Genomic DNA, 22,762 nt, shown 5'->3' with positions numbered 1-22,762 from the left:
GCTACAACGGTATATCGCCCCAGCGAATCGCGCCAAGACGGCTTCGTTCTTGCGCAATAGCAAATGCTTATGAGGCAGAACCCGCTGAGTCATCCCGGCTCGATAGCGGACGCTCATCACGCGATTGATCCGCCGATAGGCTCAGCGCCTCGCGAGATGGATGCCCGCGAGCATGCATCGCACGGACCCGCCTGCCATTTCGATGGTCGGCACCTCCAGCGGAAGCAACTGCGCAGAGCGCTCGATCAGCTCGCGCTGCTGGTGCGTGAGGCACTCGAAAGCGCGCCTGGAGAGCGCGAGCACCCGTCCATCCCGGCCCGACAGTTCGAGCGCGTTGCCGGCGAAGCTCGCGATCTGTGCATTCTGCAATGCGATCACCGTGCGACCGGTCTCCGTGAGACGCCGGTGAATATCGTCGCGGCGCTTCGGGTCGACGATCAGATTCATGCCGACCAGCGCGAACTCGGTGGCGACGCTCATCATGACGTTAGTGTGATAGATAGGGCGACCATCGGCATCGGCTGTGTCAAAGCATATCGGTTCAAAGTTGAAATGCGTACAGAACCGTTCCAGCGCAACAGGATCCGCTCGGCGTGAGCGCGCTGTATAGGCGATACGAGCGATGTGATCGAGCACCATCGCGCCCGTGCCCTCGAGAAAGACGTCGTCGTGCTCCAGCCCGGAATAATCGATCACGTCCTGAACGCGATATTCGCTCTTGAGCATGTCGATCACGTCGGCCCGGCGCTCGCGCCGCCGGTTGACGTTATGCATTGGATACAGCGCAACATGACCGCCGGGATGGGTCGAAAACCAGTTATTGGGGAAGACGGAGTCCGGCGTGCCCCGCTCTCCATGATCGTCGAACAGATGGACGCACACGCCCGCGGCACTCAGCACACGCGCGGCTTCGGTGACTTCCGCGTGTGCCGCGGCAGCCAACGAGTGTGCCGTGCCTTCGCCGCCACACGGCGCGCTGCGCTGAAAAGCGTTGTCGGCGGCGGTCTCGGGGTTCGGAAGAAAACGATGCGGGCGGATCATCACGACCGAGGCCGGCGCTTGAATCGACAGAAGTGTCATGGATTGCGAGGGACGAAAGACAGTGGGAACGACGACGGGCCACGTTAGATTCAGCGGGCGAACGCGAGGACGTCGGCCGCCCCGAGTGCTGGCTCCGACGCTCTTTCCTGAGACGCGCCAATTAGCGCGAACAGATTCTTCGGATCAGTGGCAGGCGGGATCAGCGAGATTTCGACGCCCGCATTGTGCTGACGCGCGAGCCCGTCGAGGTAACGAAGCGCCGAATAGTCTTCGAGCGCGAAACCCACTGAATCGAACACCGTGACTTGCGTAGCACTATCGCGCCCGGCTGCTTCGCCTCGCAGGACGCGCCACAGTTCCGTGACGGGGAAGTCGGTGGGCAGTTGCTGGATGTCGCCTTCGATTCGAGTCTGCGGTTCGTATTCGACAAACACACGCCCCATGCGCAACACGTCGGCATGCAACTCCGTCTTGCCCGGACAATCGCCGCCGACAGCATTCAAATGCATACCGGGAGTGATCATGTCGGGCGTCAGGATGGTCGCGTAAGCTTTGTCGGCTGTCACTGTCGTGACGATATCCGCGCCGCGCACAGCTTCAGCGGTGGACGCAGCCCGCACGGTACGCAGCGCCGGAAATGCAGACAGGTTGCGTACGAGCTTGTCCGTCGCACGCTCGTCGAGGTCGAACAGTCTGATTTCCTCGATGCCCATTAGCGTGGGGAATGCGATTGCCTGAAACTCGCTCTGTGCGCCATTGCCGATGAGCGCCATCGTTCTGGATTCCGGCCGCGCGAGTGCCTTTGCCGCAAGTACCGACGTGGCGGCCGTGCGCAGTGCGGTGGTGAGCGTCAATTCCGCAAGGAGAAGCGGATAGCCCGTGTCGACATCGGCCAGCGCACCGAATGCCATCACGGTATGGATGCCTCGCTCTGCGTTGACCGGATGGCCATTGACGTACTTGAACGCGAACAACCGTGAATCCGCAACGGGCATTAACTCGATCACGCCCTCCCGCGAATGGCAGGCCACGCGCGGCGACTTGTCGAAGTCGTTCCATCGAACGTAGTCGGCATGCAACGTGTCGACGAGTTCACTCAGGAACCGTGGGACACCTAATGAAGCGATCAGTCTGCTGGTAGCGGGCACATCGAGGAAGCGGGTCATGGGGTTTGTCTCCTGGGTTGGGCGCGGCTCCGCGAGCCGCCTGATAAGCCATTATTTCCGCAACCCAGGCCAACAAAAAGTTTCCACTTATGACAAAATAGCTAACTTAATGAGCAATTTGCCCATACTGAATGGCAATTTGTTTATCCGACGCAACCATTGCCGTCAACGAACGGCAAAGCGCCCGTTTCAGCGTCATGCAAAGGAAGCGAATTACATGATCAGCCTTGACGACGTGGACCATCAGCTCATCGCGCTGTTGCGCGACAACGCGCGCACGCCAGTCGTCACACTCGCACAACAGTTGCGGGTGGCACGGGCAACGGTTCAGAACCGGTTGACCCGGCTGGAAAAGAACGGCGTGATCGTCGGCTATACGGTGAAGTTGAAGCCGGCCGTGGAAAAGCACCGGATTCGCGGGCTGATGTCGATTGCCGTGCAGGGCAATCGGGCGGCAGAGGTCGTGAAGGTGTTGCGTGGTCATCCAAACGTCGCCACGATTCACAGCACCAACGGGCGTTGGGACCTCATTGCGGAACTGCTGGCGGACTCGCTGGAGAATTTTGATCGCGTACTCGGCACGATCCGTTTGATCGACGGCATTGCCAGCACGGAAACCAGCATTCTCTTGTCGACACACAAAGCGTGATCGCGGCACGCACTGCGCGCCATGCCCAAGCTTGCTGTTCCAGGCGTTTCCCGCCAACAGCCGCGCGCATCCACCTCCTGATTTGCATCCGCGATCATTCGCTCCATTAATACAAAGGATTAGAAAACAGACTTTTACTTATTCTTTTTGGTTTCCGATAAAGGCACCAGGCCATGCGCGCAATCGCTGCGTTCATCCACTGAAACTGCTGTGCCTCAAGGAGAAACCCATGACGTCCTATCGCCCCGCGGACACACCACCCCCATCAGACGGCGCCCCGGCCAACATGAAAAAGATCGCGGTGGCGAGTGTGATCGGCACGACCGTAGAATGGTATGACCTGTTCGTCTTCGCCACCGCCTCGGCACTCGTCTTCAACAAGGTATTCTTTCCCGGCTTTGTCCCGTTAGTCGGCACCTTGCTGGCGTTCGGCACGTTCGCCTCCGCCTACCTCGCGCGCATTGCCGGGGCCGCCCTGTTCGGCCATTTCGGCGACCGGCTCGGACGCAAGGCGATGCTGCTGGTGTCGCTCATCATCATGGGCATCGCGACGTTCTCGATCGGCCTGCTGCCGAACTATGCGTCGATCGGCATCTGGGCGCCCATTCTGCTGCTTACCTTGCGCGTCATTCAGGGACTCGCGCTCGGCGGCGAATGGGGCGGCGCCGTGCTGATGGCGGTGGAACATGCCCCCGCAGGCAAGCGTGGACTGTATGGCTCGTGGGTGCAGATCGGCGTGCCTGCCGGCACCCTGATCGCCAATCTGGCGTTTCTGGTCTGCAATGCCACACTTTCAAACGACGCACTGCTCTCCTGGGGCTGGCGCATTCCGTTCCTTGCGAGCGCATTGCTCGTGGGGGTCGGGCTTTACATCCGTCTGAACACATCCGAAACGCCGTCGTTCCGCAAGATCAAGGAAGCCGACGCGCAGGTCAAGTTGCCGATCGCCGAGGTCCTCACCCGATACTGGAAGCAGGTTCTGCTCGGCGGTATCGCGACGATGTCGACGGGTACCTCGTTCAACCTGATTGTCGCGTTCGGGCTAACGTATGGGACGCAGACGCTGGGATTCTCACGCAACGCGATGCTCTCCATTGCACTGATTGCCTGCGCGCTTTGCATCGTGTTGCTGCCGGCCTTCGGCAAGCTCTCTGACATCGTGGGCCGCAAGCCGGTGATCATCGGCGGCATTGTCGCCGAGGCTCTGCTCGCTTTTCCGCTTTTCTGGCTGCTGGATACGCGCGAGTTTCCGTTTGCGCTGCTCGGTTATCTGCTGATGATGACCGCCTTCGCCGCGAACTACGGACCCATTGCCACCTTCCTCGCGGAGTTGTTCGGCACCGAGGTTCGCTACTCCGGCCTGTCGGTGAGTTATATGTTGTCGGGGCTGCTCGGCAGCGCAGCTACGCCGATTGTCACCACCGCATTGTTGTCCGCTACGGGCAGAGGTTCGTCGGTGGCGTGGTACATGATGGGCTCGGCTGCTGTTTCGGCACTCGCGCTCGTGCTGCTCGCGGAGACGCTCCGCCGCGATATCTCGTCCGCGGCGCGCGCGAATGCCGCCACCGCAAGCATTTCGTGAAGGGTTGATATGCAAACGGAAAAGGCCGCTCTGATGCAAGACACACCAGACTCATCGTTACTGCACAGCCTCGAATCCGTCAGCTTCCCGACACTCGGGCATTTCCTGGAGAATGGCTTCGCGGACCATCGCCTGCGCGCGATGGTCCCCAACGTGAAAGTAATCGGGCGCGCGGTGACGCTCAAATTGCTATCTCCCGACGCCATCCCCGTGAACCGCGCCCTGTCGCAACTCAAACCCGGCGATGTGCTGGTGATCGATATGAGCGGCAATCATACTCATGCGCCGGTTGGAGCAGTCACGGCATGCGCCGCGCTCAACGCCGGCGCGAAGGCCGTCATTGTCGACGGCGTGGTGACCGATCTCATCGAACTACGCAGCACGCGGCTGCCAATATTCGCGCGCGGAACGTCATTGCTGACGACCAAAAAACGCGACACCATGTCGAGTCAGTTCAACGAGCCGGTGGTGTGTGGCGCAGTCGTGGTGCGCCCAGGCGACATTGTGCTGGCCGACGACAATGGCGTGCTGTTCACCCAGGCACCGGCGCTTGCCGCCGTGATCGATCTGGCTCTGGCGTCCGATCACGCGGAACCCTCGATTCTGGCTCGGCTCAACGCCAAAGCGCCGCTTCACGAGGTCCTGCAATGCTTCATCTCATCAAGTATTCACGCCGCTAATGATCAGCATTAGAACAATGAAGTTGACGGACACTGACACGCTAACGAACACTATGCGCACTACAGCAAGTGAGAACCCGGGAGACTTCTGAAATGCAATCTACCCCTACCCCCGATCGCATGAGCGACAAACCGGCGCAGCCGGCTGCCGAACAGCAGGTAAGAGAGGAACTGGCGGCGCTCTACAGGCTGGCCGCGCACTTCCGCATGACCGACATGATCGACACGCACATCACGGCGCGCCTGCCCGGCTTGCCGGGCGAGCCGCCGGCCTTTCTGATCAACCGCTATGGCGTGCTGTTTCACGAAATGCGCGCGTCGGACCTCGAGAAGATCGATCATCTCGGCAACGTCATCGACGAGCGGGCTCACAGCGAACCGGCGTTGTTTCGTGTCAACGCCGCGGGATTCACGATTCATTCGGCCATCCACGCGGCACGCGACGATCTGCATTTCGTGATCCATACGCACACCGCCGCGGGAACAGCGGTATCGGCTCAGGAGCAAGGGCTGCTGCCGATCAGTCAGCATGCGTTGAAGTTCTACGGCAAGCTCGCCTATCACGATTACGAAGGCATCGCGCTGGAACTCGGCGAGCGTGAGCGCCTGGTGCGCGACCTCGGTTCCTGCAAGGCGATGATCCTGCGCAATCATGGGTTGCTTGCGGCCGGCGCCACGGCAGCCGAAGCGTTCCACGAGATCTATTTCCTCGAGCGAGCCTGTCAGGCGCAAATCCAGGCGCTGGCCGGCGGCAGCGCGCTGCGCATTCCACCGCGGGAAGTGTGCGAGTTGACCGCGAGCCAATTCGCTCGCGACGACTCCGCGGAAATTTCGGAGTTGGCATGGCGCGCGGCGTTACGGTTGATCGACGACCCGCAATCCGACTACCGCAGCTAAGCCCGTTTTCTGCTTCAATGCCATGACCAAATTAGTTCTGATGAGCCGTGACTACGACATGTCACACCTCGTGCAGCCAATTCTGCGCGCAGCCCCTGAATTGGATGTCGTGGTGCACGGCGAGCAGTCCGCCGGCGATGCTGAAATAGCCGTGTGCTGGAACCCGCCGGCCGGCGCGCTGGCGGAGTTGCCGAAACTGCGGCTCGTTCATAGCATCGCCGCGGGCGTCGACAACATCCTGTCAGACCCTGCCCTGCCCGCCGTGCCGCTGTGCCGGGTCGTCGATCCGCAACACGCGCGCGGTATGAGTGAATTCGTCACGTGGGGAGTGCTGCATTTTCATCGCCAACTCGACCGCGTGCTCGCCAATCAGCGCCTTGATCGCTGGTTCCGCCACGATCAGCGCGATGCTTCCGAATGCGCCGTCGGCATCATGGGATTGGGAGAAATTGGCAGCCGCGTCGCGACGGATTTGCAGCGCTTCGGGTTCGCAGTGCGCGGCTGGGCGCGTAAGGCCCGTGAATTGCCGAACGTGACGACCTTCGCCGGCGCCGAGGAATTCAAGCCATTTCTCCAGGGGACAGACATTCTCGTGTGTCTCCTGCCGCTCACGCACGAAACCCGCTGGATTCTCAACGCAAACACGTTCGAGCACTTACGGCCTGGCGCGAAGCTGATTCACGTCGGCCGAGGCGAACATCTGGTGCCCGCGGATCTGATCGCGGCACTGAAGAGCGGGAAGATCGGCGGCGCGATCGTCGACGTGTTCCCGATCGAACCGTTACCCCCCGAAGATCATTTATGGCGCGCACCCAATCTGATTGTGACGCCGCACATGGCTTCGGTGGCAAGCTCGGAGACGATCGGCGCGCAAGTGGCGCACAACGCACGCAGGCTGATTTGCGGCGAACCGCTGCAGAACATGGTCGACATCGCACGCGGATATTGAGCGAAGTTGCTGAGCGAGGCGTTAGCGGCCAACACCTTCCTCCTGGCCGTCGATGAACACATTCAGGGCATCGATAAACGCGGCTTCGGCGGCGCTCAACTTACGGTCCTGTGACCACAGCATGTAAATATCGAGGTCGGCCACGCCTTCATCCGGCGGCAGGCGCTGAAGGCGGCCTTGAGCAATGTCGTCGCGTACGACATGTTCCGGCAGGCAGCCTATGCCGAAGCCCGCGAAGATGAAACGCCTCACCTCGGTCATGCTCGACGACGAACCCACCACGCGCCCGGTGAAGCCCATCTCGTCACGAAAGAACGTGAGCGGCGACAGGTGGTCGCCCACCTTGTCGCCGGTGAAGGAGACAAACTTTTCGCCGGCGAGATCGGCGACCCGAAGATCGTTACGCCCAAAGAGCGGATGATGACGTCCGCAGAAAAGCGCATACCGTTGACGCAGAAACACACGGCTGTCGACCCGTTTGGGTAACGCGCGCCGTGGCGTCAGTCCGAGCGTTGCGGACTTTTGCTGGAGACTGTTCACCACGTCGGCGCTGCGCATTTCCTGGCTTTCAAGTTCGATACGCGGATACGTGCGATGAAACTCGGCGAGAAACGTATCGTAGGCCGGAAAATCGATGCCGCTGACGGTACTCACGCGCACCATGCCGGAGATATCGTGATCGCGATCCACCTCGGCAAGTGACAGGCGCGAAATCGTCCCGTATACATCTTCAGCAATCTGCTTCACTTCGACGCCGGCCTGCGTGACCTCGATGCGCGGGCCGTGGCGATCCACGAGGCGCAGGCCCAACTGCTCTTCCAATCGGCGCAGCGCCTGGCTGACCGCGGGCTGCGTCAGATGGAGTTTCGCCGCCGCGCGACTCACGCTGCCTTCTTTCGCAATCGCAAGAAAAGTCCGCAGCAAATTCCAGTCAAGACGGTCGTTCAGGTAGGTGTCAGGGCGATCTTTGCTCACGATGAGCCTCACTGATTTCATCATCCGCCAAAATTATACTTAGGATTAGAATTAGAAATTAGACTTATCATTTTTGATTACCGATAAAGGCATCACGACGAACCCGACGCGGCCATCTCGCCGCGGCTTCAGGAGTGTGTGATGCTAAAAATCAATGGTGAACGGCTCTGGACGAGCCTGATGAACATGGCCGCTGTCGGCGCTACGGCGGGCGGCGGTGTGCGGCGCCTCGCATTGACCGAACAGGACGCGGCCGGTCGGGCGCTTTTCTCGCAATGGTGCGTCGACGCGGGCCTCACGTTGTCGGTCGATCAGGTCGGCAATCTCTTCGCACGGCGCGCCGGCAAACTGAACGACGCCGCACCCGTGGCAAGCGGAAGCCACCTCGACACCCAGCCCGAGGGCGGCCGATTCGACGGTGTGTATGGCGTGCTGGCCGCGCTCGAAGTTGTCCGCACGCTGAACGACGCGAACATTCAAACCGACAAGCCTATCGAAATCGTCGTGTGGACCAACGAGGAAGGCGCGCGATTCACGCCGGCCATGCTCGGTTCAGCGGCCTTTACGGGCATCATGCCGCTCGCTCAGGCATTGAGCACGCGCGATGCAGCAGGAACATCGGTCGAGCAGGCTTTGCAGGCAACAGGCTATGCCGGCGCGCGCGTCGTGCCTGGCGTTGTCTTCGACGCCTACTTCGAAGCGCATATCGAGCAGGGGCCGGTGCTCGAGGAAAGTGGCGTGCCGATCGGCGTCGTCACGGGCGGCCAGGCCATTCGCTGGCTCGATGTGCGCGTACGTGGGCAGGCCGCGCACGCAGGCACGACGCCGATGCAGTACCGCCGCGATGCGCTATTTGCGAGCGCGGAAATGGCCGCGGAACTGGAAAGCATCGCGGCAGATTTCTTCCCGCAAGGCCTTGCGACCATCGGCGAACTGCACATCCGCAATGCATCGCGCAATACGATCGTGGCGGACCTGTCGTTCACGGTGGACCTACGCCACCCCGACGACGCGATGATCGAAAACATGGAAGCCGCGCTGCGCGAGCGCTTCGATGCCATCGCGAAGCGCCGCCGCCTTACGGTCGAGGTGGGACAGCATTGGGTCAGTCCGGCTACGCCGTTCGACCCGCACTGTATCGCTGCGGTGGGCAACGCGGTGGAGGCGCTGGACTATCCGCATCAACGCATCGTCAGCGGGGCCGGTCATGACGCGATCCATCTCGCCAAGCATTGTCCGACCGCGATGATCTTTATCCCCTGCGTCGACGGTCTAAGCCATAACGAAGCCGAAGACGCCTTGCCGGAAGACGTCACGCGTGGCACGGACGTGTTGCTTCACGCCATGCTGGCGCGCGCGGGGCATGCCGTATGAACGCACACCCAACGCCGCGCCCGCCTGGCCTGCGGCGCACATGGCTCTTCGCACCCGGAAACAATTCCGAGGCCCACGCAATCGCGCTGCAAAGCGGTGCGGATGCCATTGTCGTCGACCTGGAAGAAATGACCTCGCCGCAAGACCGGCCGCGGGCACGCGAACGCATTGTCGCGTTATTGCGCGAAGCGGCTCGGGCCGGCACGTTCGGTTCGGTACGGATCAACAAACTGGAGCACGACGGCCATGCCGATCTCGAAGGCATCATGCCCGGCGCCCCACGGGCGATTTTTCTGCCGCACGCGGAGAGCACGGCCCAACTGGCCTCACTCGACGATGCACTGGCCATCATCGAGCGCAAGCTGGGCATTCCGGCGGGCTCGACGGAGGTGGTTCCAGTTATCGAATCCGCGAAGGGTCTGGTCAATCTGGGCGCGCTACTTCAGGTGGGCGCACGAATAAAATGCTGCATGCTCGCAGTCGAAGACCTGGCGGCGAATCTCGGCGCTCGCCGCACACCGGGCGGTATCGAACTGCTTTACGCACGGAACCGCTTTCTGATCGAGTGCATTGCCGCCGGTTGCGTGCCGATTGATCTTCCTTGCACCTATCGGTCGGCGCAGGTGCTTGGGCAGGACCTGGACCTCTGCACGCAACTCGGATTCGCATCGAAAAGCGTCGTGTTTGCCGAACACGTGCCGGCGATTCACCGTGCGCTGACGCCATCCGCGGAGGACGTGCGGGCGGCGCATGCGCTCATCCACGCGCACGCCGCACAGCAGGCGAATCCGCCGGATGCCGGTTCAGCCTGGATCGATTATCCGGAGCGCAATAACGCGCAACGTCTGATCGCACGTGACGCGCTGCTTCGCGCCTTCGACGACAGCCGCAACGCGTAGGCGGGGCAAGGGTTGGCCGCGCGCATCGCCGCCGCGGCTTTTATCGGCAGGGCTGTCAGGGTCGATCGCAAGAGGCGTGAACGCAACGATCTTTAAGATCGAGCCTCGGCGCAACAAATATTCGACTGGCAAAATTTTTTGAGCCAGCCACAATATTTGCGCGCCTGAAACGTCTTCAGACGCATGGAACCCCCACCCACCCCGGCCACGATGACCGAACGAGACAGCGACATCACCGCGACCGTGGTGCGTGAGCGCACGAGGCTCGGCAATTTCATCCGGCGCCGCATACGCGATCCAGACGATGCCGAAGACATCCTGCAGGATGTCTTCCACGAATTCGTGCAGGCCTACCGCCTTCCGGCGCCGATCGAACAGGCTAGCGCGTGGCTTTTCCATGCGGCGCGCAATCGCATCATCGACCGCTTCCGGAAGAAGAAAGAAGAGCCACTGTCGGGCCTTTTCGACGACGGCGACGAAGCCGGCAGTGAGTATCGCCTCGACCTGAACTTACCGGCCCACGATGCGGGCCCCGAAGCCCAATACGCGCGCGCTGTATTGCTCCAGGCCCTGCAGGATGCGCTCGACGAGTTGCCGCCGAATCAGCGCGACGTGTTTATCGCGCACGAACTCGAAGGCCGGTCTTTCAAAGACATCGCGGCTGAAAGCGGTGTCACGCTCAATACGCTGCTTTCACGCAAACGCTATGCGGTCCTGCATTTGCGCGCCCGACTGCAGGCCATTTACGACGAACTGGATATTTAGAGGAGTTGAAGTATGAAATTTCGAATCAGATGTGCAGGTAAAGCGTTGCTTGTGATCGTCGGCATAGGCGTGCTGGGGTGGGCGGTCATGACGCTATGGAATTGGGTGATTCCGACGTTGTTCGTCGATGCCCGGACGATCGACTTTGCGCACGCACTCGGCTTGCTGGTTCTGAGCCGCATTCTGTTTGGCGGATTTCGCGGACACGGCGGCTGCCGGGAGCGGCGACTGTGGCGCAAATGGGATGCCATGACGCCGGAAGAGCGGGAACGCGTGCAGGCCAGCTGGCGGTCACGGCCCGGCAAACGCGCGGAAGATTGACTACGCGCAAAACCTCGACGTCCAACTGCAACGAGAACTGACCGGTCGTGACGGCGCGCCTTCCATGGGCAATCGAACTGGCCGGAACAGGCGCCACAACCCGTATTCCTGACATTGATGCGAAGTGATGCCGGTCGGTTTCTGATTACTTCGCCGAGTCCGGTTAGCCCCGGGAAAACCTATGAGATCGACGACCACGACGCTTTTGCAGCGGCTTCACGAGCAAAGCCGGACAGAAATGATGCTCCGCGCGCGGGCTCAATTTCCGGGATCGAGTGATGAGTTTCAGACTCTCGCGGAAGAATACGACACGCTCGCCCCTCACCTGCGCGGGCGTTTTCTCGAAACGCTCGGGCTTTCCACCGAAGACTTCGAATCCACGCAAGGGACGGCGCTGTCGTTGGCGGTGTCGGCGGAAATGGGACGATTTTTGCGCAACATGGTCCTTTCACATAAGCCACGTCGAATTCTCGAACTCGGCAGTTCGTATGGCGTATCCACGCTGTATTTTGCCGAGGCGCTTCGCACCTTGAACGACGGCGTGGTCGTCGCGACGGAACTGGACCCCGTGAAGTGCGCCCACCTCCGCGCTCACGTCAGAACCGCGGGCGTCGATGCTTATGTCGAGTTGCGTGAAGGTGACGTGTTCCAGACCGTTTCCTCATTGGACGGTGCGTTCGACATGGTGTTTATCGACGTATGGGCGAACACGTATCTTGATCTGTTCAAGCAGACCGAACGCCTTCTGCGCCCCGGTTCCATCGTTCTCGCCGATAACATGTACACAGCCGAGGACGCTGTCCGGCCCTACAAGCAGTACCTTGACGGCAATCCACGCTTTTCAACGACAACGCTGGACTTTGAATCAGGGGTCGAGTTTACGGTCGTGGTTGCTTGAGTTGCTTGAGTTGCTTGAGTTACTGCGGGGTGGTTGTTGATGCCGTTGAGCGCGCGATGCACACGATCGCGAAAGAACAGACGGAGTGCGCCCGCGAATCAGGCGCCTCCGTGCCTGCATCCTCACGCCGCAGTGACCCTGTCAGCCTTGGGCGCGCGTTCACCGCCTTCGCCGGGCATGAGTTGCTCCCAGGTGCTGTGGACATGACGCCGCAAGAACTCGCCCAGATCCTTGCCGCGCCGTGCGGATAGCAGTTTGACGATTACTTCGTGCTCGTCGATGGCCGTGTGCCAGGTCTCCGACGTGACACTGCCCTGAAACCGGTAGCGATACAACTGCCGGTTGAGCCGCTCGTGCATCTGACGCAGCGTCTCGTTTTTCGCCGCCGCGATGATGCTCGTGTGAATGGCCTGATTCAGATTGAAGTAGCTCATCCTGTCGCGCCGCTCGTACGCTGCATGCATCTCATGATGCAAAGCGCGGATTTCGGCCAGTTCGCTGTCCGTCGCGAGACGGCACGCCTCTTCGCCGCCAAACGATTCGATCACACCGAGCACGTCCAGTTTTTCAGTGATCTGTTGCGCGCTGAGATCCGCGACGACCGCGCCGCGCTTGGGCAGCACCACGACCAGACCATCGCCCGCCAGTTCCTTCAGCGCCTCACGCAGCGGCGTACGCGACACCTGCAGCTTTTCTGCGAGCGTGCGCTCCCTTAGACGCTCACCCGGTTTCAGTTCGTCGGTAGCGATGAGCGTGCGCAAACGCTGGGCGATCTGCTGCGACAGCAGTTCGTCGACCAGATCAGTTGCAGTGGCGTTGTCGTCTTCCTGGTCCGGCGTCATGTTCCTACCTGATGCAGTGTCTCGTGATCCCATCGCGAGCGGCCCGTGCTCACGAACGGTCAAGCGTTCATTTTAGCAGCGCAACCCCTCCATATCGCCGCCTAAAAAGAAACTGGCCTTCCCCGTGCGCCAAGATATTTTCGGTATACCAAATATGAAAAATACAAGATTCATGGATCAGTCATGCATGCACGCATCTGCTATGGCAACCGCAAAAAACTTCCGATTCACATAGTAATTGACCAATTTTACCGCCTAAGTACCTATTAATGTCGTCAAAACTCAATTAATGAGACCAATCCACAAGGTGTCATCGCCAGGGTAAGTACCACCTTATTTGGTATACCAAAATTCCGGTACGCTTGGGGCTGTCACCGTTACCGGCGGTTTTCCGCCCGACCGAGCTTTCCATGCCGCCCACGCTCCATCCTCTGATCGCACCCGTCATCGCGCTGGCGTTGCTGGTTCTCCTGATCACCCGCGTCAAGCTTCCTCCGTTTCTTGCGCTGATCCTGACGTCCGCCTTCCTCGGCTTCTCGGCAGGGCTCCCACCCACAGCGGTGATCAAGAGCTTCGAAAAAGGGTTCGGCTCGATCCTGAGCTCGGTGGGACTGGTGGTCGGTCTCGGTACGATGCTTGGCGGCCTGCTGCTCGAATCGGGCGGCGCAAACCGAATCGCGGACACATTCATCGGACTGGGTTCGAAACGCTGGATTCCGGCCGCGATCTGCGCGGCGTCCCTGCTGATCGGACTGCCTCATCTGTTCGATGTCAGCTTCGTGATGCTGGTGCCTCTCGTCTATGCAATCGCGAATCGCACCAGTAGCCCGCTGCTCGCGGTCGGCATTCCAATGGCGGCGGGTCTCTATGTCTCACACGGTCTGCTGCCGCCGCATCCGTCTCCGACACTCGCGTTGGCCGCGCTGCACGCCGACGCCGGCCGCACGATCTTCTATGGCCTGGTCATCGCGATCCCCATGGCGATCCTGTCCGGGCCGCTCTTCACGAAATTCGCGCTGCGCCTACTGCCCGCGAAGACAGGTGAAGGCATGTTCACCCCGGCATCGGCCCATGCGGCCTCCGCCGCGCGTCCCGTGCCGCCATTTGGACTCGTGCTGATCACAGTGCTGCTGCCGCCGTTACTGATGATGATCCGAACTTTCGGCCGAAACTATGTGGCTTCCGGGACTTTCTCACGCGAACTGCTCGAGACCGTCGGTGACCCGATCGTGTCGCTGCTCATCGCCGTACTGTTCGCGATCTGGTCGCTGGGCTTGCGTAGCGGACTGCAGCTTGCCCAGATTCAGACGCTGCTCGGCAAAAGTGTTGCGCCCGGCGCCGGCGTCATCCTGATTCTCGGCGCGGGCGGTGGCCTGAAGGAAATGCTGATGGCCACGCATGTGAGCGACGCCATCGCCCATGCGGCAAGCCAGTGGGCACTGTCGCCGCTGGTGCTCGGCTGGGCCGTAGCCGCCGTGATCCGCATCGCGATTGGCTCAGCGACGGTCGCCACCGCGACGGCCGCGGGCATCGTCGCGCCAATCGCCGCCACCGCGCCGGGCGTGAACCTCGAATTGCTGGTGCTTGCGGTCAGCTCGGGCGGCTTGATGCTGTCGCATCTGAACGATTCGGGCTTCTGGCTATTCAAGGAATATTTCCGCCTGAGCGTTGGCGACACGCTCAAGACGTGGACATTGCTTGTGTCGTTCCAGTCGCTCGTCGCGCTCGCCATGATCATGCTGCTCAACGCAGTGAGCGGCTGATCGCCGCCTCTGCGTGCTGCCAGTTCACCGCTTTACATACAGAACAGGGTCTTACGATGAACTACGAACACCTCTTTGCCGACCTCACCACCAAAACGATCCGCATGGCGCTCGTCGGGCCGAAGGGCGGCTTCGGCAGGTCGCTGCTCGTGCAGTGCCGCGCATTGCCGGCCCTCGAAATCGCGGCGCTCTGCGATCTCGACATTGCGGGCACGCTGGCGACGCTCGCGTCGCTCGGATTCTCCGCCAATGCCGCTATGGTCTGCAATAACGCCGACGACGTACGCGCCGCACGCGAGGCAAATCGCATTGCGCTCGTTGGCGACTATCGGCTGCTCGATGAAGTGGCGCTCGATATCGTCGTCGAGGCGACCGGCCAGCCGGAAGTCAGCGTGCGCATCGCTCAGGCAGCGCTTCGGCGCGGCGTGCACGTGGCGATGGCCACGAAAGAAACCGATTCGGTAGTCGGCCCGTATCTGAACCGCCTTGCACTCGAACACAACGCTGTCTATACGACGCCGGACGGCGACCAGCCGAGCAACCTGATCGGTCTGGTCACGTGGGCGCGCGTACTCGGCTTCGATGTGGTCGCGGCGGGCAAGTCGAGCGAATACGACTTCATCTACGACACGGGTGCGAAGACGGTCGACTATCTTGACCAGCGGCACGCTGCTTCGCTGGCGTTGTGCTGGACGCTCGGCGACGACGTCGCCGCGACCCTTGCCGCGCGTCGCGAAGCGTTTTCAATGTTGCCGCAAAGCGCGACGCCCGACTATTGCGAACTCAACGTGGTCGCGAATTCGACGGGCCTGCTGCCCGCCGCCGACGCCCTCAACTATCCCCTCGCGCGTATTTCGGAACTCGCCGACATCTTCGTGCCAAAGGAAGACGGCGGCATTCTTGAACGCACGGGTGTCGTGGACGTGTTCAACTGCCTGCGCCGGCCCGACGACGTGAGCTTTGGCGGCGGCGTGTTCGTGATCGTTCGCTGCAAGGACGACGAGACATGGCAATTGCTCAAGCAGAAGGGGCATATCGTCAGCAAAAGCGGCAAGTACGCCTGCATCTATCTCCCCTATCACCTGATGGGTCTCGAAACCGCGACCAGCCTCTTTTCGGCCGTGTTGACGCGCCGGCCGACCGGCAGCAGCAAACAGCTGCCGCACGCGCGCATGGTCGCGCGCGTCACCCGTGATTTCAAGGCAGGCGACACACTCAGCATGGGCGGGCATCACCATGTGATCGACGGGACCGTTGCCTTGTTGATCGATCAGGTCAAAGCCGACGGTGCAGCGCCGTTTTACCTGGCCGCGAACAAGAAACTGAAGGCGGACATCGCGAAGGGCAGCCTCGTGCCGCTCGATGCGCTCGAACTCGACGGATCAGCGCTCTACGACGCCTGGCAACAGAATCCGTCGCTGTAAGAACCACTCGAGCGCGGGCGGATCGACGAATTGCGGCAGACGTTTGGCGCCCGCGGGTAGTGAGATCCGACCCGCCAGTGCGACGCAAACTATTAAACGGAGGAGACATGCAAACCGATATTCACGCGGCAGCCCCGCGCCACTCGATCCGCTCACTGCTGACGACCACGCGATGGCGTATGGTGCTCCTCCTGTTCGTGCTCTACACGGTGAATTGCATCGACCGGATGTCTCTATCCGTCGGTATGCCGTCGATCGTGCATGAATTCCATCTGAGCGCGACGATGCAGGGGTTGATCCTGTCGGCATTCTTCTGGACTTACAGCACGTTCCAGATTCCCGCAGGCTGGGCCGCCGACCGCTATGGCGCGCGCCGCATGATCGGCATTTCCGCCGCATTGTGGGGCGGCTTCCAGTGCCTCGCGGGCTTCGCTGCGAACGGCTTCATGCTTCTCCTCACTCGCATCGGCCTCGGCATGTTCGAGGCGCCCTACATGCCCGCTGCGACCAAACTGAGCGCGTCGTGGCTGCCGCCGACAGAACGTGCCCGCGGCGTTACATTGATCGACAGCGGTGCGCCGCTCGGGTCCGCGATCGGCGGTCTCGCCATTAGCGCGCTGATCGGTGCATCGGGATCGTGGCGCACGGCGTTCATCATCGTCGGCGCATTGACGGTGGCGCTTGGCTTCGTCGTGTATCGCCTGTTGCGCGACACGCCCGAACAGCATCCGGGCATCGACTCCGCTGAACAGGACTACATTCGCGCGCAGAAAGTGGCGGCGGGCGAAACGCCGCGCGCGACGGCTGCACCGCTCTCGCGCGGCACGATCACGGCCATGGTGATCGGCCGAATCGGCTGGGCCATGGTGTTCTTCGGGCTCGTCACGTGGGGACCGAATTATCTGTCCGTGGGCCGTGGTCTTGACATTCGCAGCATGGGCTTCGCCACCTTCGTCATCTTTCTTGCGGGCGCCGCAGGCGAAATTCTGTCGGGCATGACCGCCGACTGGCTGCAGAAGCGCTTCTCGCGCGGCATGGCGTTCAAGATCCTGTTCGGTCTGTCCGGCGGCATGTCGCTGCTATGCCTGCTCACGCTGCCGTTCGTTGGCGATATCCGGCTCGCAGTGGCTGTGCTCGCGCTCGGCGTGTTCTTCCATCTGTGGGGCGGCCTCTACTGGATCATTCCAGCCATGCTGGCGCCGCGCGACCAGGTCGGACTCGTAGGCGGCGTGATGAATTTCGCAGGCACGGGTGGTGCGATCATCGTGCCAATCGCGGTTGGGATGATCGTCGATGTAACCGGCGGCTATCACATGGTCATCCTGTTCTTCGCGGCCTGTGCGCTGACCTATCTGATCGGCTCGCTGCTGATCGATTTCGGGCGCAACGCCGCAGGAGAGCGGGTATGAAAATGCTTTACGACGGGCCGATCATCGACGCACACCAGCACTTCTGGGATCTGAAGGCAAACTGCTATCCGTGGCTGACCGGTGACACGCTCGTACCGCATCGCTACGGCGACTATTCGCCGATCAAGCGCGACTATCTACCCGCCAATTATCTGCGCGACAGCGCGGGGCAAAACGTAACCGGCAGCGTCTATGTGGAAGCGGAGTGGACGCCGGACGATCCCGTCGGCGAAACCCGCTACGTGAAGCAACTCGCGGAAACGACGGGCCGCCCTAACGCAATGGTTGCTCAAGCCTGGCTCAACCGCGGCGATGTTGCCGAGGTGCTCGCCGCGCAGGCACGTTTTCCGCTCGTGCGCAGCGTGCGAAACAAGCCGGGCAATCCGGACTCGGCGGGCCGCACGTTGATGTCCAACGCCGCCTGGCGCGACGGCTACGCGTTGCTCGCGCATCACGGCCTGCACTTCGATCTGCAGGCGCCGTGGCAACAACTCGTTGAAGCCACGACACTCGCGCGAGATTTTCCCGACACGCTACTCATTGTCAATCACGCCGGCGTGCCGGGCGACCGCTCGGCGGCGACGCTGCATGGCTGGCGCGAAGCACTTGCAACACTCGCGCGCTGCCCGAATGTCGCCGTCAAGGTGTCAGGGCTGTGCGAAACCGGCAAGTGCTGGAGCGTCGAAGCGAACCAGCCGGTGCTCGATGCACTCCGCGACAGCTTCGGAGCGGAGCGCCTCATGTTCGGCAGCAACTTCCCGGTCGACGGCCTGTTCCTTTCCTTAGCCGATCTGATCGGCGGATTCCGCCAGCTCGTCGCCAGCTGGACACGAACGGAACAAGAGGCGTTTTTCAACGATACGGCGGTACGCGTGTATCGCCCGACTGCTCTGTCCGAGACACCATCACAGGAGCAAGCATGACCCAACCGCCCCGCAACGCGCTCGGCTTCTACCTGCCGATCTTCGATGCGCATCATCATTTCTGGGATCTGTCCGACGGACACTTCCCGTGGCTCACCGACGACTACGACGACAGCTTCTTTCTCGGCGACTACCGCCGCATGTGCAACAACTTCCTGCCTCCCCAGTATCGCGCCGCGACGGCCGGTTTCGATGTGATCGGTACCGTGCATGTCGAAGCCGAGCGCTCGCGTCGCGAGCAGGTTCAGGAAACCGAATTCCTCACGAAGCTGAATGCAGCGACCGGCCTGCCGAGCGCAATCGTCGGGCATGTGTTCTTCGTGCAGCCCGATTGCGAGGAGGTGCTCGAGGGTCATGCGAAGAGTCCGCTTGCGCGAGGCGTGCGCTCGAAGCCCGAGATCTCGTCGGGCCCGGGCGAATCCGTGCGCGGGCAGCCAGGTACGATGCAGGACGACGCGTGGCTGCGAGGTCTTGCGCTCCTCAACCGGTTTGGGTTTTCCTGGGACTTGCGGGTGCCGTACTGGCATCTGGGCGAGGCGGCAGAAGTCGCGCGCGCCTTCCCCGACACGCCGATCGTCACCAATCATCTCGGACTGCCACTCGATCGTTCCGACGAAGGCATCTCGATCTGGCGCAAGGGCATGGAAGCGCTCGCCGCCTGCCCGAATGTCTATCTGAAAGTATCGGAACTGGGCTTGCCGAACGGCACATGGGACAGCGCGAGCAACCGCCGCGTGATCCGCGAAGCAGTCGCTCTTTTCGGCTATGACCGCTCGATGTTCGCGAGCAACCTGCCGGTTGGCAACCTGTCGGCCAGTTTCACCGAGATCGTCGCCGACGTGCTCGGCGCATTGCCTCACGCAACCGAAAGCGACTTGCGAAAACTCTTTGCCACCACCGCGCAACGGTTCTATCGCGTGACCTGAACACCAATAGCACAGCAGATGACATAACCACCAAGGAGACCGCCGTGCCAACCATTGATGAGAACCTTCTCTTCCGCAAGATTTCGGTGCGGATCCTTCCGGTGCTGATGCTGGGCTTTTTCTTCTCGTATCTGGACCGTGTCAATGTGGGCTTTGCCAAGCTTCAGATGTCCGGCGACCTGCACTTCAGCGATGCCGTCTATGGCTTTGGCGCCGGCATATTCTTTCTCGGCTACTTTCTGCTCGAAGTGCCGAGCAATGTGATCCTGCACAAGGTGGGCGCACGCCGCTGGATTTCGCGCATCATGATCACCTGGGGTTTGCTTTCCTGCGCGACGATCTTCATCCGCACGCCGCTGCAGTTTTACATCATGCGTTTTCTGCTCGGGCTGGCCGAAGCGGGGTTCATTCCCGGTGCGATCTACTACATGGCGCAGTGGTATCCGGCGGCGCGCCGTGGACGCGCATGGGGCACGTTCTATATCGCGCTCGCGTCTTCGGGCGTGATTGGCGGCGTGCTGTCTGGCTCGATTCTCAAGTTCATGTCGGGTATGGGCGGCATGCGCGGCTGGCAATGGCTGATTCTGTGCGAAGGGGTGCCGACAGTGCTGCTCGGCATCTATATCTTCTTCCGCATGAGCGAGGACATTCGCCGGGTGGACTGGCTCAATGCCGCTGAAAAGGATTATCTGAGCAGCCTGATGCTGAAGGAAGACAGCCACAAGATCTCGCACGGCTTTTCTGCCTTGCTCTCCAACGCGCGGGTGTGGACGCTGGTCGCGATCTACTTTGTCTACAACATGGGGCTCTATGCGATCAGCTTCTGGATGCCCACGTTGATCCAGAAAATGGGCACAACCGATACGTTCACCATCGGCGTGCTGAACGCTATCCCTGGCGTTTGTGCGATCGTCAGCATGCTCGCATTCGGCTACAGTGCCGACCGCCACAACGATCGCAAGTGGCATCTGATCGCGGCATTTTCGATGGCCGCAATTGGCTTTGCACTGTGCGTGGTGTGGCAGAACGAACCAGTGCTTGGGATCGTCGCGCTGTGCCTCGCGAATATGGGCGTACTGTCGATTCCCGCGTTGTTCTGGAGCCTGCCGACCGCGTTCCTCGCCGGCGTCACCGCCGCGGCGGGCATCGCGATGATCAACTCGATCGGCAATCTGGCGGGATTCGTGGCGCCGTACATGATCGGTTATCTGAAGGAGTTGACTGGCCGCACGGATGTCGCCCTGCTGGTGGTGGCGAGCGGTCTCGTGATCGGTGCCCTGCTGGTCGCGATCGTACTGCGTGGCCGGCGCAGACAGATCACCGTGCTGCCCTGACCAGAGCATCGAAAAGAGCCGCAGTACGTAAGAAACCGCTGCTCGTTCTGTTGCTGATCGAGGCGCCAGAGGCGCCTCGTCTGCTTGCGCTGAAGCTTTATGCACAAGCGCATCACGCCATCATCGACGAGAAATGACATCTCGGGTCGTGACGCGCGGTGATTCATGCCGCTTATCTTCTGCTGAATCGCGATACCCCGGAGCAAGCGGCGAATCGCCTACACTACAGAATCAACGGACCCTGCCACCCCGCGACGTGACTCCGCCATGGCGCACATCTTCTTCGCTGCTTCGATTCAACGACATATCGCAACGCCCGAGCGCGAGATCGACGCTCGCACGCTGAGCGAAGCGCTCGAGGCCGTCTTCGCCGTGCAACCTCGACTGCGCGGCTACATCCTTGATGATCAGGGCGCACTAAGGCGGCATCTCGCCGTGTTTGTGGATGGTCGGCGAGTGCGCGACCGACAACGCCTGTCCGATGCACTCGGCGAACAGAGCCGGGTTTATGTCGTGCAGGCGCTGTCGGGCGGGTAAGGCACCACGCAGATTCGAGCTTTGCATGAGATCGGAGTGAGCGCCAAAACGCCAACGCCGATCGACATCTGGACGACGGGAGACACTCCACATGAGCGATCGATTGCTTGTCGCGACCCGCAAGGGTCTGTTCGTTCTGAGAGCCAATGGAGCAGGCGTCTGGGAGTTCGACGAGTTGCATTTCACCGGCGAGCCGGTGAGCATGGTGCTGCCTGATTCGCGCGACGGGTCGCTCTATGCGGCGCTCAATCTCGGCCACTTCGGCGTGAAGCTGCATCGCCGGCGCGCGGGCATGGCGGATTGGGACGAGTGCGCGGTTCCCGTCTACCCGCCGCAGCCTGCCGGCGAAACGCGGGCCGGCGACAGCGCAAACGCGAATGTAGACACCGGCGCGGACAACGCGAACGCCGTCGCGCCCAGCGCGCCGCCTGCCTGGACGCTTCAGCAAATCTGGTCGCTCGAAACTGGTGGCCCAGACGAGCCAGGCGTCTTGTGGGCCGGCACGATTCCCGGTGGGCTGTTCCGTTCCGACGATGGCGGCGACACATGGGTGCTCAACCGTGCGCTGTGGGATCGCCCGGAGCGTCGCGAATGGTTCGGAGGCGGCTATGACGCGCCGGGCATCCATTCCGTGATGGTTGATCCGCGCAACAGCCGGCATGTCACGATCGGCGTATCGTGCGGCGGCGTTTGGCAAACGGTCAACGGCGGCGCGACCTGGCGCGTCACCGCCGAGGGCATGGAGGCTGACTACATGCCGCCGGAGCGGCGCGGCGACGCCAACGTGCAGGACCCGCACCGGGTCGTCCAATGCGCGGCACATCCAGACACGTTGTGGACGCAGCATCACTGCGCAATCTTCCGCTCGACCGACGGTGCGGCACACTGGCAAAGAATCGAGGCGCAACCATCGAGCTTCGGCTTTGCGGTTGCCGTGCATCCGCACGAGCCGGACACCGCCTGGTTCGTGCCTGCCGTGAAAGACGAGTGCCGGATTCCGGTTGACGGACGGTTCGTCGTCACGCGCACACGCGACGGCGGCCGCACGTTCGATCGTTTCTCGAGCGGCTTGCCGCCTGCCCCCGCGTATGACCTCGTGTATCGGCACGGCCTTGCGGTGGACGACGCCGGCGAGCGCCTCGCGATGGGGTCGACCACCGGCTCGCTATGGACGTCCGATGACGGCGGCGAAAGCTGGCAATCGATTTCAGCGCATTTGCCGCCGGTTTATTGCGTCCGGTTTGGATGACGGTCTTTGCCAATCGGACGGCCGCCTAAAGTGAAGGGCCGATAAATTGCGCATACCCGCCAGTCCGCCGATATCCGCTGCCTGAGCGGACAAATCCGATCACCATCGTGCATTACGTGCTCGCGTGTGGACCAATGGCTCGTTGAACCGCTCACTCCA

General features: G+C 61.5%; 22 protein-coding genes. 18 read left to right on the top strand and 4 right to left on the bottom strand.

Annotated features, from left to right (window positions below; genetic code table 11):
* Nucleotides 1-141 precede the first annotated feature (141 nt).
* Together ctlX and ocd are read right to left on the bottom strand one after the other, a co-directional pair.
* Entirely contained in the window at nucleotides 142-1,080 is a 939-nt protein-coding gene (gene ctlX / locus AC57B1_RS24295; RefSeq protein ID WP_496418939.1) for a citrulline utilization hydrolase CtlX, read from the bottom strand.
* Nucleotides 1,081-1,130: 50 nt separating this feature from the next.
* A complete protein-coding gene (ocd, locus tag AC57B1_RS24290) occupies nucleotides 1,131-2,207 on the bottom strand; it encodes an ornithine cyclodeaminase (RefSeq protein ID WP_496418938.1) in 1,077 nt (358 codons plus the stop codon).
* A 217-nt stretch (nucleotides 2,208-2,424) separates the two neighbouring features.
* Here ocd and AC57B1_RS24285 point away from each other — a divergent pair, with 217 nt between their 5' ends.
* From AC57B1_RS24285 to AC57B1_RS24265, 5 genes are all read left to right on the top strand, one after another.
* Entirely contained in the window at nucleotides 2,425-2,856 is a 432-nt protein-coding gene (locus AC57B1_RS24285) for an Lrp/AsnC family transcriptional regulator (RefSeq protein ID WP_091803811.1), read from the top strand.
* A gap of 229 nt (nucleotides 2,857-3,085) precedes the next feature.
* Nucleotides 3,086-4,438, top strand: a complete 1,353-nt coding sequence (locus AC57B1_RS24280) for an MFS transporter (RefSeq protein WP_091803814.1) — start codon at nucleotides 3,086-3,088, stop codon at nucleotides 4,436-4,438.
* 33 nt (nucleotides 4,439-4,471) lie between these two features.
* On the top strand, nucleotides 4,472-5,131 hold the full coding sequence (locus AC57B1_RS24275) for an RraA family protein (protein WP_091808921.1): 660 nt from the start codon (nucleotides 4,472-4,474) through the stop codon (nucleotides 5,129-5,131).
* A gap of 107 nt (nucleotides 5,132-5,238) precedes the next feature.
* On the top strand, nucleotides 5,239-6,015 hold the full coding sequence (locus AC57B1_RS24270) for a class II aldolase/adducin family protein (protein WP_496419319.1): 777 nt from the start codon (nucleotides 5,239-5,241) through the stop codon (nucleotides 6,013-6,015).
* A gap of 22 nt (nucleotides 6,016-6,037) precedes the next feature.
* Nucleotides 6,038-6,964 (top strand): 2-hydroxyacid dehydrogenase, encoded by a 927-nt coding sequence (locus tag AC57B1_RS24265; RefSeq protein ID WP_496418937.1) that lies wholly within the window; start codon nucleotides 6,038-6,040, stop codon nucleotides 6,962-6,964.
* A gap of 21 nt (nucleotides 6,965-6,985) precedes the next feature.
* Here AC57B1_RS24265 and AC57B1_RS24260 read toward each other — a convergent pair whose 3' ends face one another.
* Nucleotides 6,986-7,939 carry a LysR family transcriptional regulator gene (locus tag AC57B1_RS24260; protein WP_496418936.1) on the bottom strand — a complete coding sequence of 318 codons (954 nt, stop codon included), beginning with the start codon at nucleotides 7,937-7,939 and terminating at the stop codon, nucleotides 6,986-6,988.
* Nucleotides 7,940-8,080: 141 nt separating this feature from the next.
* On the opposite strand from AC57B1_RS24260, the gene AC57B1_RS24255 reads away from it, so the two are divergent.
* The 5 genes from AC57B1_RS24255 to AC57B1_RS24235 all read left to right on the top strand — a co-directional run bounded on the left by AC57B1_RS24255 (nucleotide 8,081) and on the right by AC57B1_RS24235 (nucleotide 12,196).
* A complete protein-coding gene (locus AC57B1_RS24255; protein ID WP_496418935.1) occupies nucleotides 8,081-9,313 on the top strand; it encodes a Zn-dependent hydrolase in 1,233 nt (410 codons plus the stop codon).
* Nucleotides 9,310-10,212, top strand: a complete 903-nt coding sequence (locus AC57B1_RS24250; RefSeq protein ID WP_496418934.1) for an HpcH/HpaI aldolase/citrate lyase family protein — start codon at nucleotides 9,310-9,312, stop codon at nucleotides 10,210-10,212. The genes AC57B1_RS24255 and AC57B1_RS24250 overlap by 4 nt, the downstream gene beginning before the upstream one ends.
* Nucleotides 10,213-10,395: 183 nt before the next feature.
* Nucleotides 10,396-10,977 carry an RNA polymerase sigma factor gene (locus AC57B1_RS24245; RefSeq protein WP_496418933.1) on the top strand — a complete coding sequence of 194 codons (582 nt, stop codon included), beginning with the start codon at nucleotides 10,396-10,398 and terminating at the stop codon, nucleotides 10,975-10,977.
* 12 nt (nucleotides 10,978-10,989) lie between these two features.
* On the top strand, nucleotides 10,990-11,298 hold the full coding sequence (locus AC57B1_RS24240; RefSeq protein WP_496418932.1) for a hypothetical protein: 309 nt from the start codon (nucleotides 10,990-10,992) through the stop codon (nucleotides 11,296-11,298).
* A gap of 181 nt (nucleotides 11,299-11,479) precedes the next feature.
* Nucleotides 11,480-12,196, top strand: coding sequence for an O-methyltransferase (locus AC57B1_RS24235; protein WP_496418931.1), 717 nt, complete (start codon nucleotides 11,480-11,482; stop codon nucleotides 12,194-12,196).
* A 122-nt stretch (nucleotides 12,197-12,318) separates the two neighbouring features.
* On the opposite strand, the gene AC57B1_RS24230 is transcribed toward AC57B1_RS24235, so the two are convergent.
* The gene (locus AC57B1_RS24230; RefSeq protein ID WP_496418930.1) at nucleotides 12,319-13,038 is read right to left on the bottom strand and encodes a GntR family transcriptional regulator; all 720 of its coding nucleotides are present in this window, start codon (nucleotides 13,036-13,038) and stop codon (nucleotides 12,319-12,321) included.
* Nucleotides 13,039-13,448: 410 nt separating this feature from the next.
* Here AC57B1_RS24230 and AC57B1_RS24225 point away from each other — a divergent pair, with 410 nt between their 5' ends.
* The 8 genes from AC57B1_RS24225 (at nucleotide 13,449) to AC57B1_RS24190 (ending at nucleotide 22,603) form a co-directional block, all read left to right on the top strand.
* Nucleotides 13,449-14,801, top strand: a complete 1,353-nt coding sequence (locus AC57B1_RS24225) for a GntT/GntP/DsdX family permease (RefSeq protein WP_496418929.1) — start codon at nucleotides 13,449-13,451, stop codon at nucleotides 14,799-14,801.
* 56 nt (nucleotides 14,802-14,857) lie between these two features.
* Complete coding sequence (locus AC57B1_RS24220; protein ID WP_496418928.1) at nucleotides 14,858-16,225, top strand: NAD(P)H-dependent oxidoreductase; 1,368 nt, start codon at nucleotides 14,858-14,860, stop codon at nucleotides 16,223-16,225.
* Nucleotides 16,226-16,332: 107 nt separating this feature from the next.
* Nucleotides 16,333-17,634, top strand: a complete 1,302-nt coding sequence (locus AC57B1_RS24215; RefSeq protein WP_408351862.1) for an MFS transporter — start codon at nucleotides 16,333-16,335, stop codon at nucleotides 17,632-17,634.
* Complete coding sequence (locus tag AC57B1_RS24210) at nucleotides 17,631-18,557, top strand: amidohydrolase family protein (RefSeq protein WP_408351865.1); 927 nt, start codon at nucleotides 17,631-17,633, stop codon at nucleotides 18,555-18,557. Before AC57B1_RS24215 ends, AC57B1_RS24210 begins: the two co-directional genes overlap by 4 nt.
* Nucleotides 18,554-19,483 (top strand): amidohydrolase family protein, encoded by a 930-nt coding sequence (locus AC57B1_RS24205; protein WP_496418927.1) that lies wholly within the window; start codon nucleotides 18,554-18,556, stop codon nucleotides 19,481-19,483. The genes AC57B1_RS24210 and AC57B1_RS24205 overlap by 4 nt, the downstream gene beginning before the upstream one ends.
* A gap of 44 nt (nucleotides 19,484-19,527) precedes the next feature.
* Nucleotides 19,528-20,817, top strand: coding sequence for an MFS transporter (locus tag AC57B1_RS24200; RefSeq protein WP_408351871.1), 1,290 nt, complete (start codon nucleotides 19,528-19,530; stop codon nucleotides 20,815-20,817).
* Nucleotides 20,818-21,084: 267 nt separating this feature from the next.
* Nucleotides 21,085-21,354, top strand: a complete 270-nt coding sequence (locus AC57B1_RS24195) for a MoaD/ThiS family protein (RefSeq protein ID WP_091803855.1) — start codon at nucleotides 21,085-21,087, stop codon at nucleotides 21,352-21,354.
* Nucleotides 21,355-21,445: 91 nt separating this feature from the next.
* A complete protein-coding gene (locus AC57B1_RS24190) occupies nucleotides 21,446-22,603 on the top strand; it encodes a WD40/YVTN/BNR-like repeat-containing protein (RefSeq protein ID WP_496418926.1) in 1,158 nt (385 codons plus the stop codon).
* Nucleotides 22,604-22,762 lie beyond the last annotated feature (159 nt).

This window comes from Paraburkholderia sp. BGA-UO-ETr-F21 (genome assembly GCF_059567925.1).
This window is presented reverse-complemented; position numbering and strand designations above follow the sequence as displayed.

Excerpts from the sequence above, each read along its gene's own strand:
- AC57B1_RS24265 (WP_496418937.1), top strand. The coding sequence starts at position 6,038 with ATGACCAAATTAGTTCTGATGAGCCGTGACTACGACATGTCACACCTC.
- AC57B1_RS24195 (WP_091803855.1), top strand. The coding sequence starts at position 21,085 with ATGGCGCACATCTTCTTCGCTGCTTCGATTCAACGACATATCGCAACG.
- AC57B1_RS24255 (WP_496418935.1), top strand. The coding sequence starts at position 8,081 with ATGCTAAAAATCAATGGTGAACGGCTCTGGACGAGCCTGATGAACATG.
- AC57B1_RS24215 (WP_408351862.1), top strand. The coding sequence starts at position 16,333 with ATGCAAACCGATATTCACGCGGCAGCCCCGCGCCACTCGATCCGCTCA.
- AC57B1_RS24280 (WP_091803814.1), top strand. The coding sequence starts at position 3,086 with ATGACGTCCTATCGCCCCGCGGACACACCACCCCCATCAGACGGCGCC.
- ctlX (WP_496418939.1), bottom strand. The coding sequence starts at position 1,080 with ATGACACTTCTGTCGATTCAAGCGCCGGCCTCGGTCGTGATGATCCGC.
- AC57B1_RS24210 (WP_408351865.1), top strand. The coding sequence starts at position 17,631 with ATGAAAATGCTTTACGACGGGCCGATCATCGACGCACACCAGCACTTC.
- ocd (WP_496418938.1), bottom strand. The coding sequence starts at position 2,207 with ATGACCCGCTTCCTCGATGTGCCCGCTACCAGCAGACTGATCGCTTCA.
- AC57B1_RS24220 (WP_496418928.1), top strand. The coding sequence starts at position 14,858 with ATGAACTACGAACACCTCTTTGCCGACCTCACCACCAAAACGATCCGC.
- AC57B1_RS24245 (WP_496418933.1), top strand. The coding sequence starts at position 10,396 with ATGGAACCCCCACCCACCCCGGCCACGATGACCGAACGAGACAGCGAC.
- AC57B1_RS24275 (WP_091808921.1), top strand. The coding sequence starts at position 4,472 with ATGCAAGACACACCAGACTCATCGTTACTGCACAGCCTCGAATCCGTC.
- AC57B1_RS24240 (WP_496418932.1), top strand. The coding sequence starts at position 10,990 with ATGAAATTTCGAATCAGATGTGCAGGTAAAGCGTTGCTTGTGATCGTC.
- AC57B1_RS24235 (WP_496418931.1), top strand. The coding sequence starts at position 11,480 with ATGAGATCGACGACCACGACGCTTTTGCAGCGGCTTCACGAGCAAAGC.
- AC57B1_RS24250 (WP_496418934.1), top strand. The coding sequence starts at position 9,310 with ATGAACGCACACCCAACGCCGCGCCCGCCTGGCCTGCGGCGCACATGG.
- AC57B1_RS24190 (WP_496418926.1), top strand. The coding sequence starts at position 21,446 with ATGAGCGATCGATTGCTTGTCGCGACCCGCAAGGGTCTGTTCGTTCTG.
- AC57B1_RS24285 (WP_091803811.1), top strand. The coding sequence starts at position 2,425 with ATGATCAGCCTTGACGACGTGGACCATCAGCTCATCGCGCTGTTGCGC.
- AC57B1_RS24230 (WP_496418930.1), bottom strand. The coding sequence starts at position 13,038 with ATGACGCCGGACCAGGAAGACGACAACGCCACTGCAACTGATCTGGTC.
- AC57B1_RS24225 (WP_496418929.1), top strand. The coding sequence starts at position 13,449 with ATGCCGCCCACGCTCCATCCTCTGATCGCACCCGTCATCGCGCTGGCG.
- AC57B1_RS24205 (WP_496418927.1), top strand. The coding sequence starts at position 18,554 with ATGACCCAACCGCCCCGCAACGCGCTCGGCTTCTACCTGCCGATCTTC.
- AC57B1_RS24270 (WP_496419319.1), top strand. The coding sequence starts at position 5,239 with ATGAGCGACAAACCGGCGCAGCCGGCTGCCGAACAGCAGGTAAGAGAG.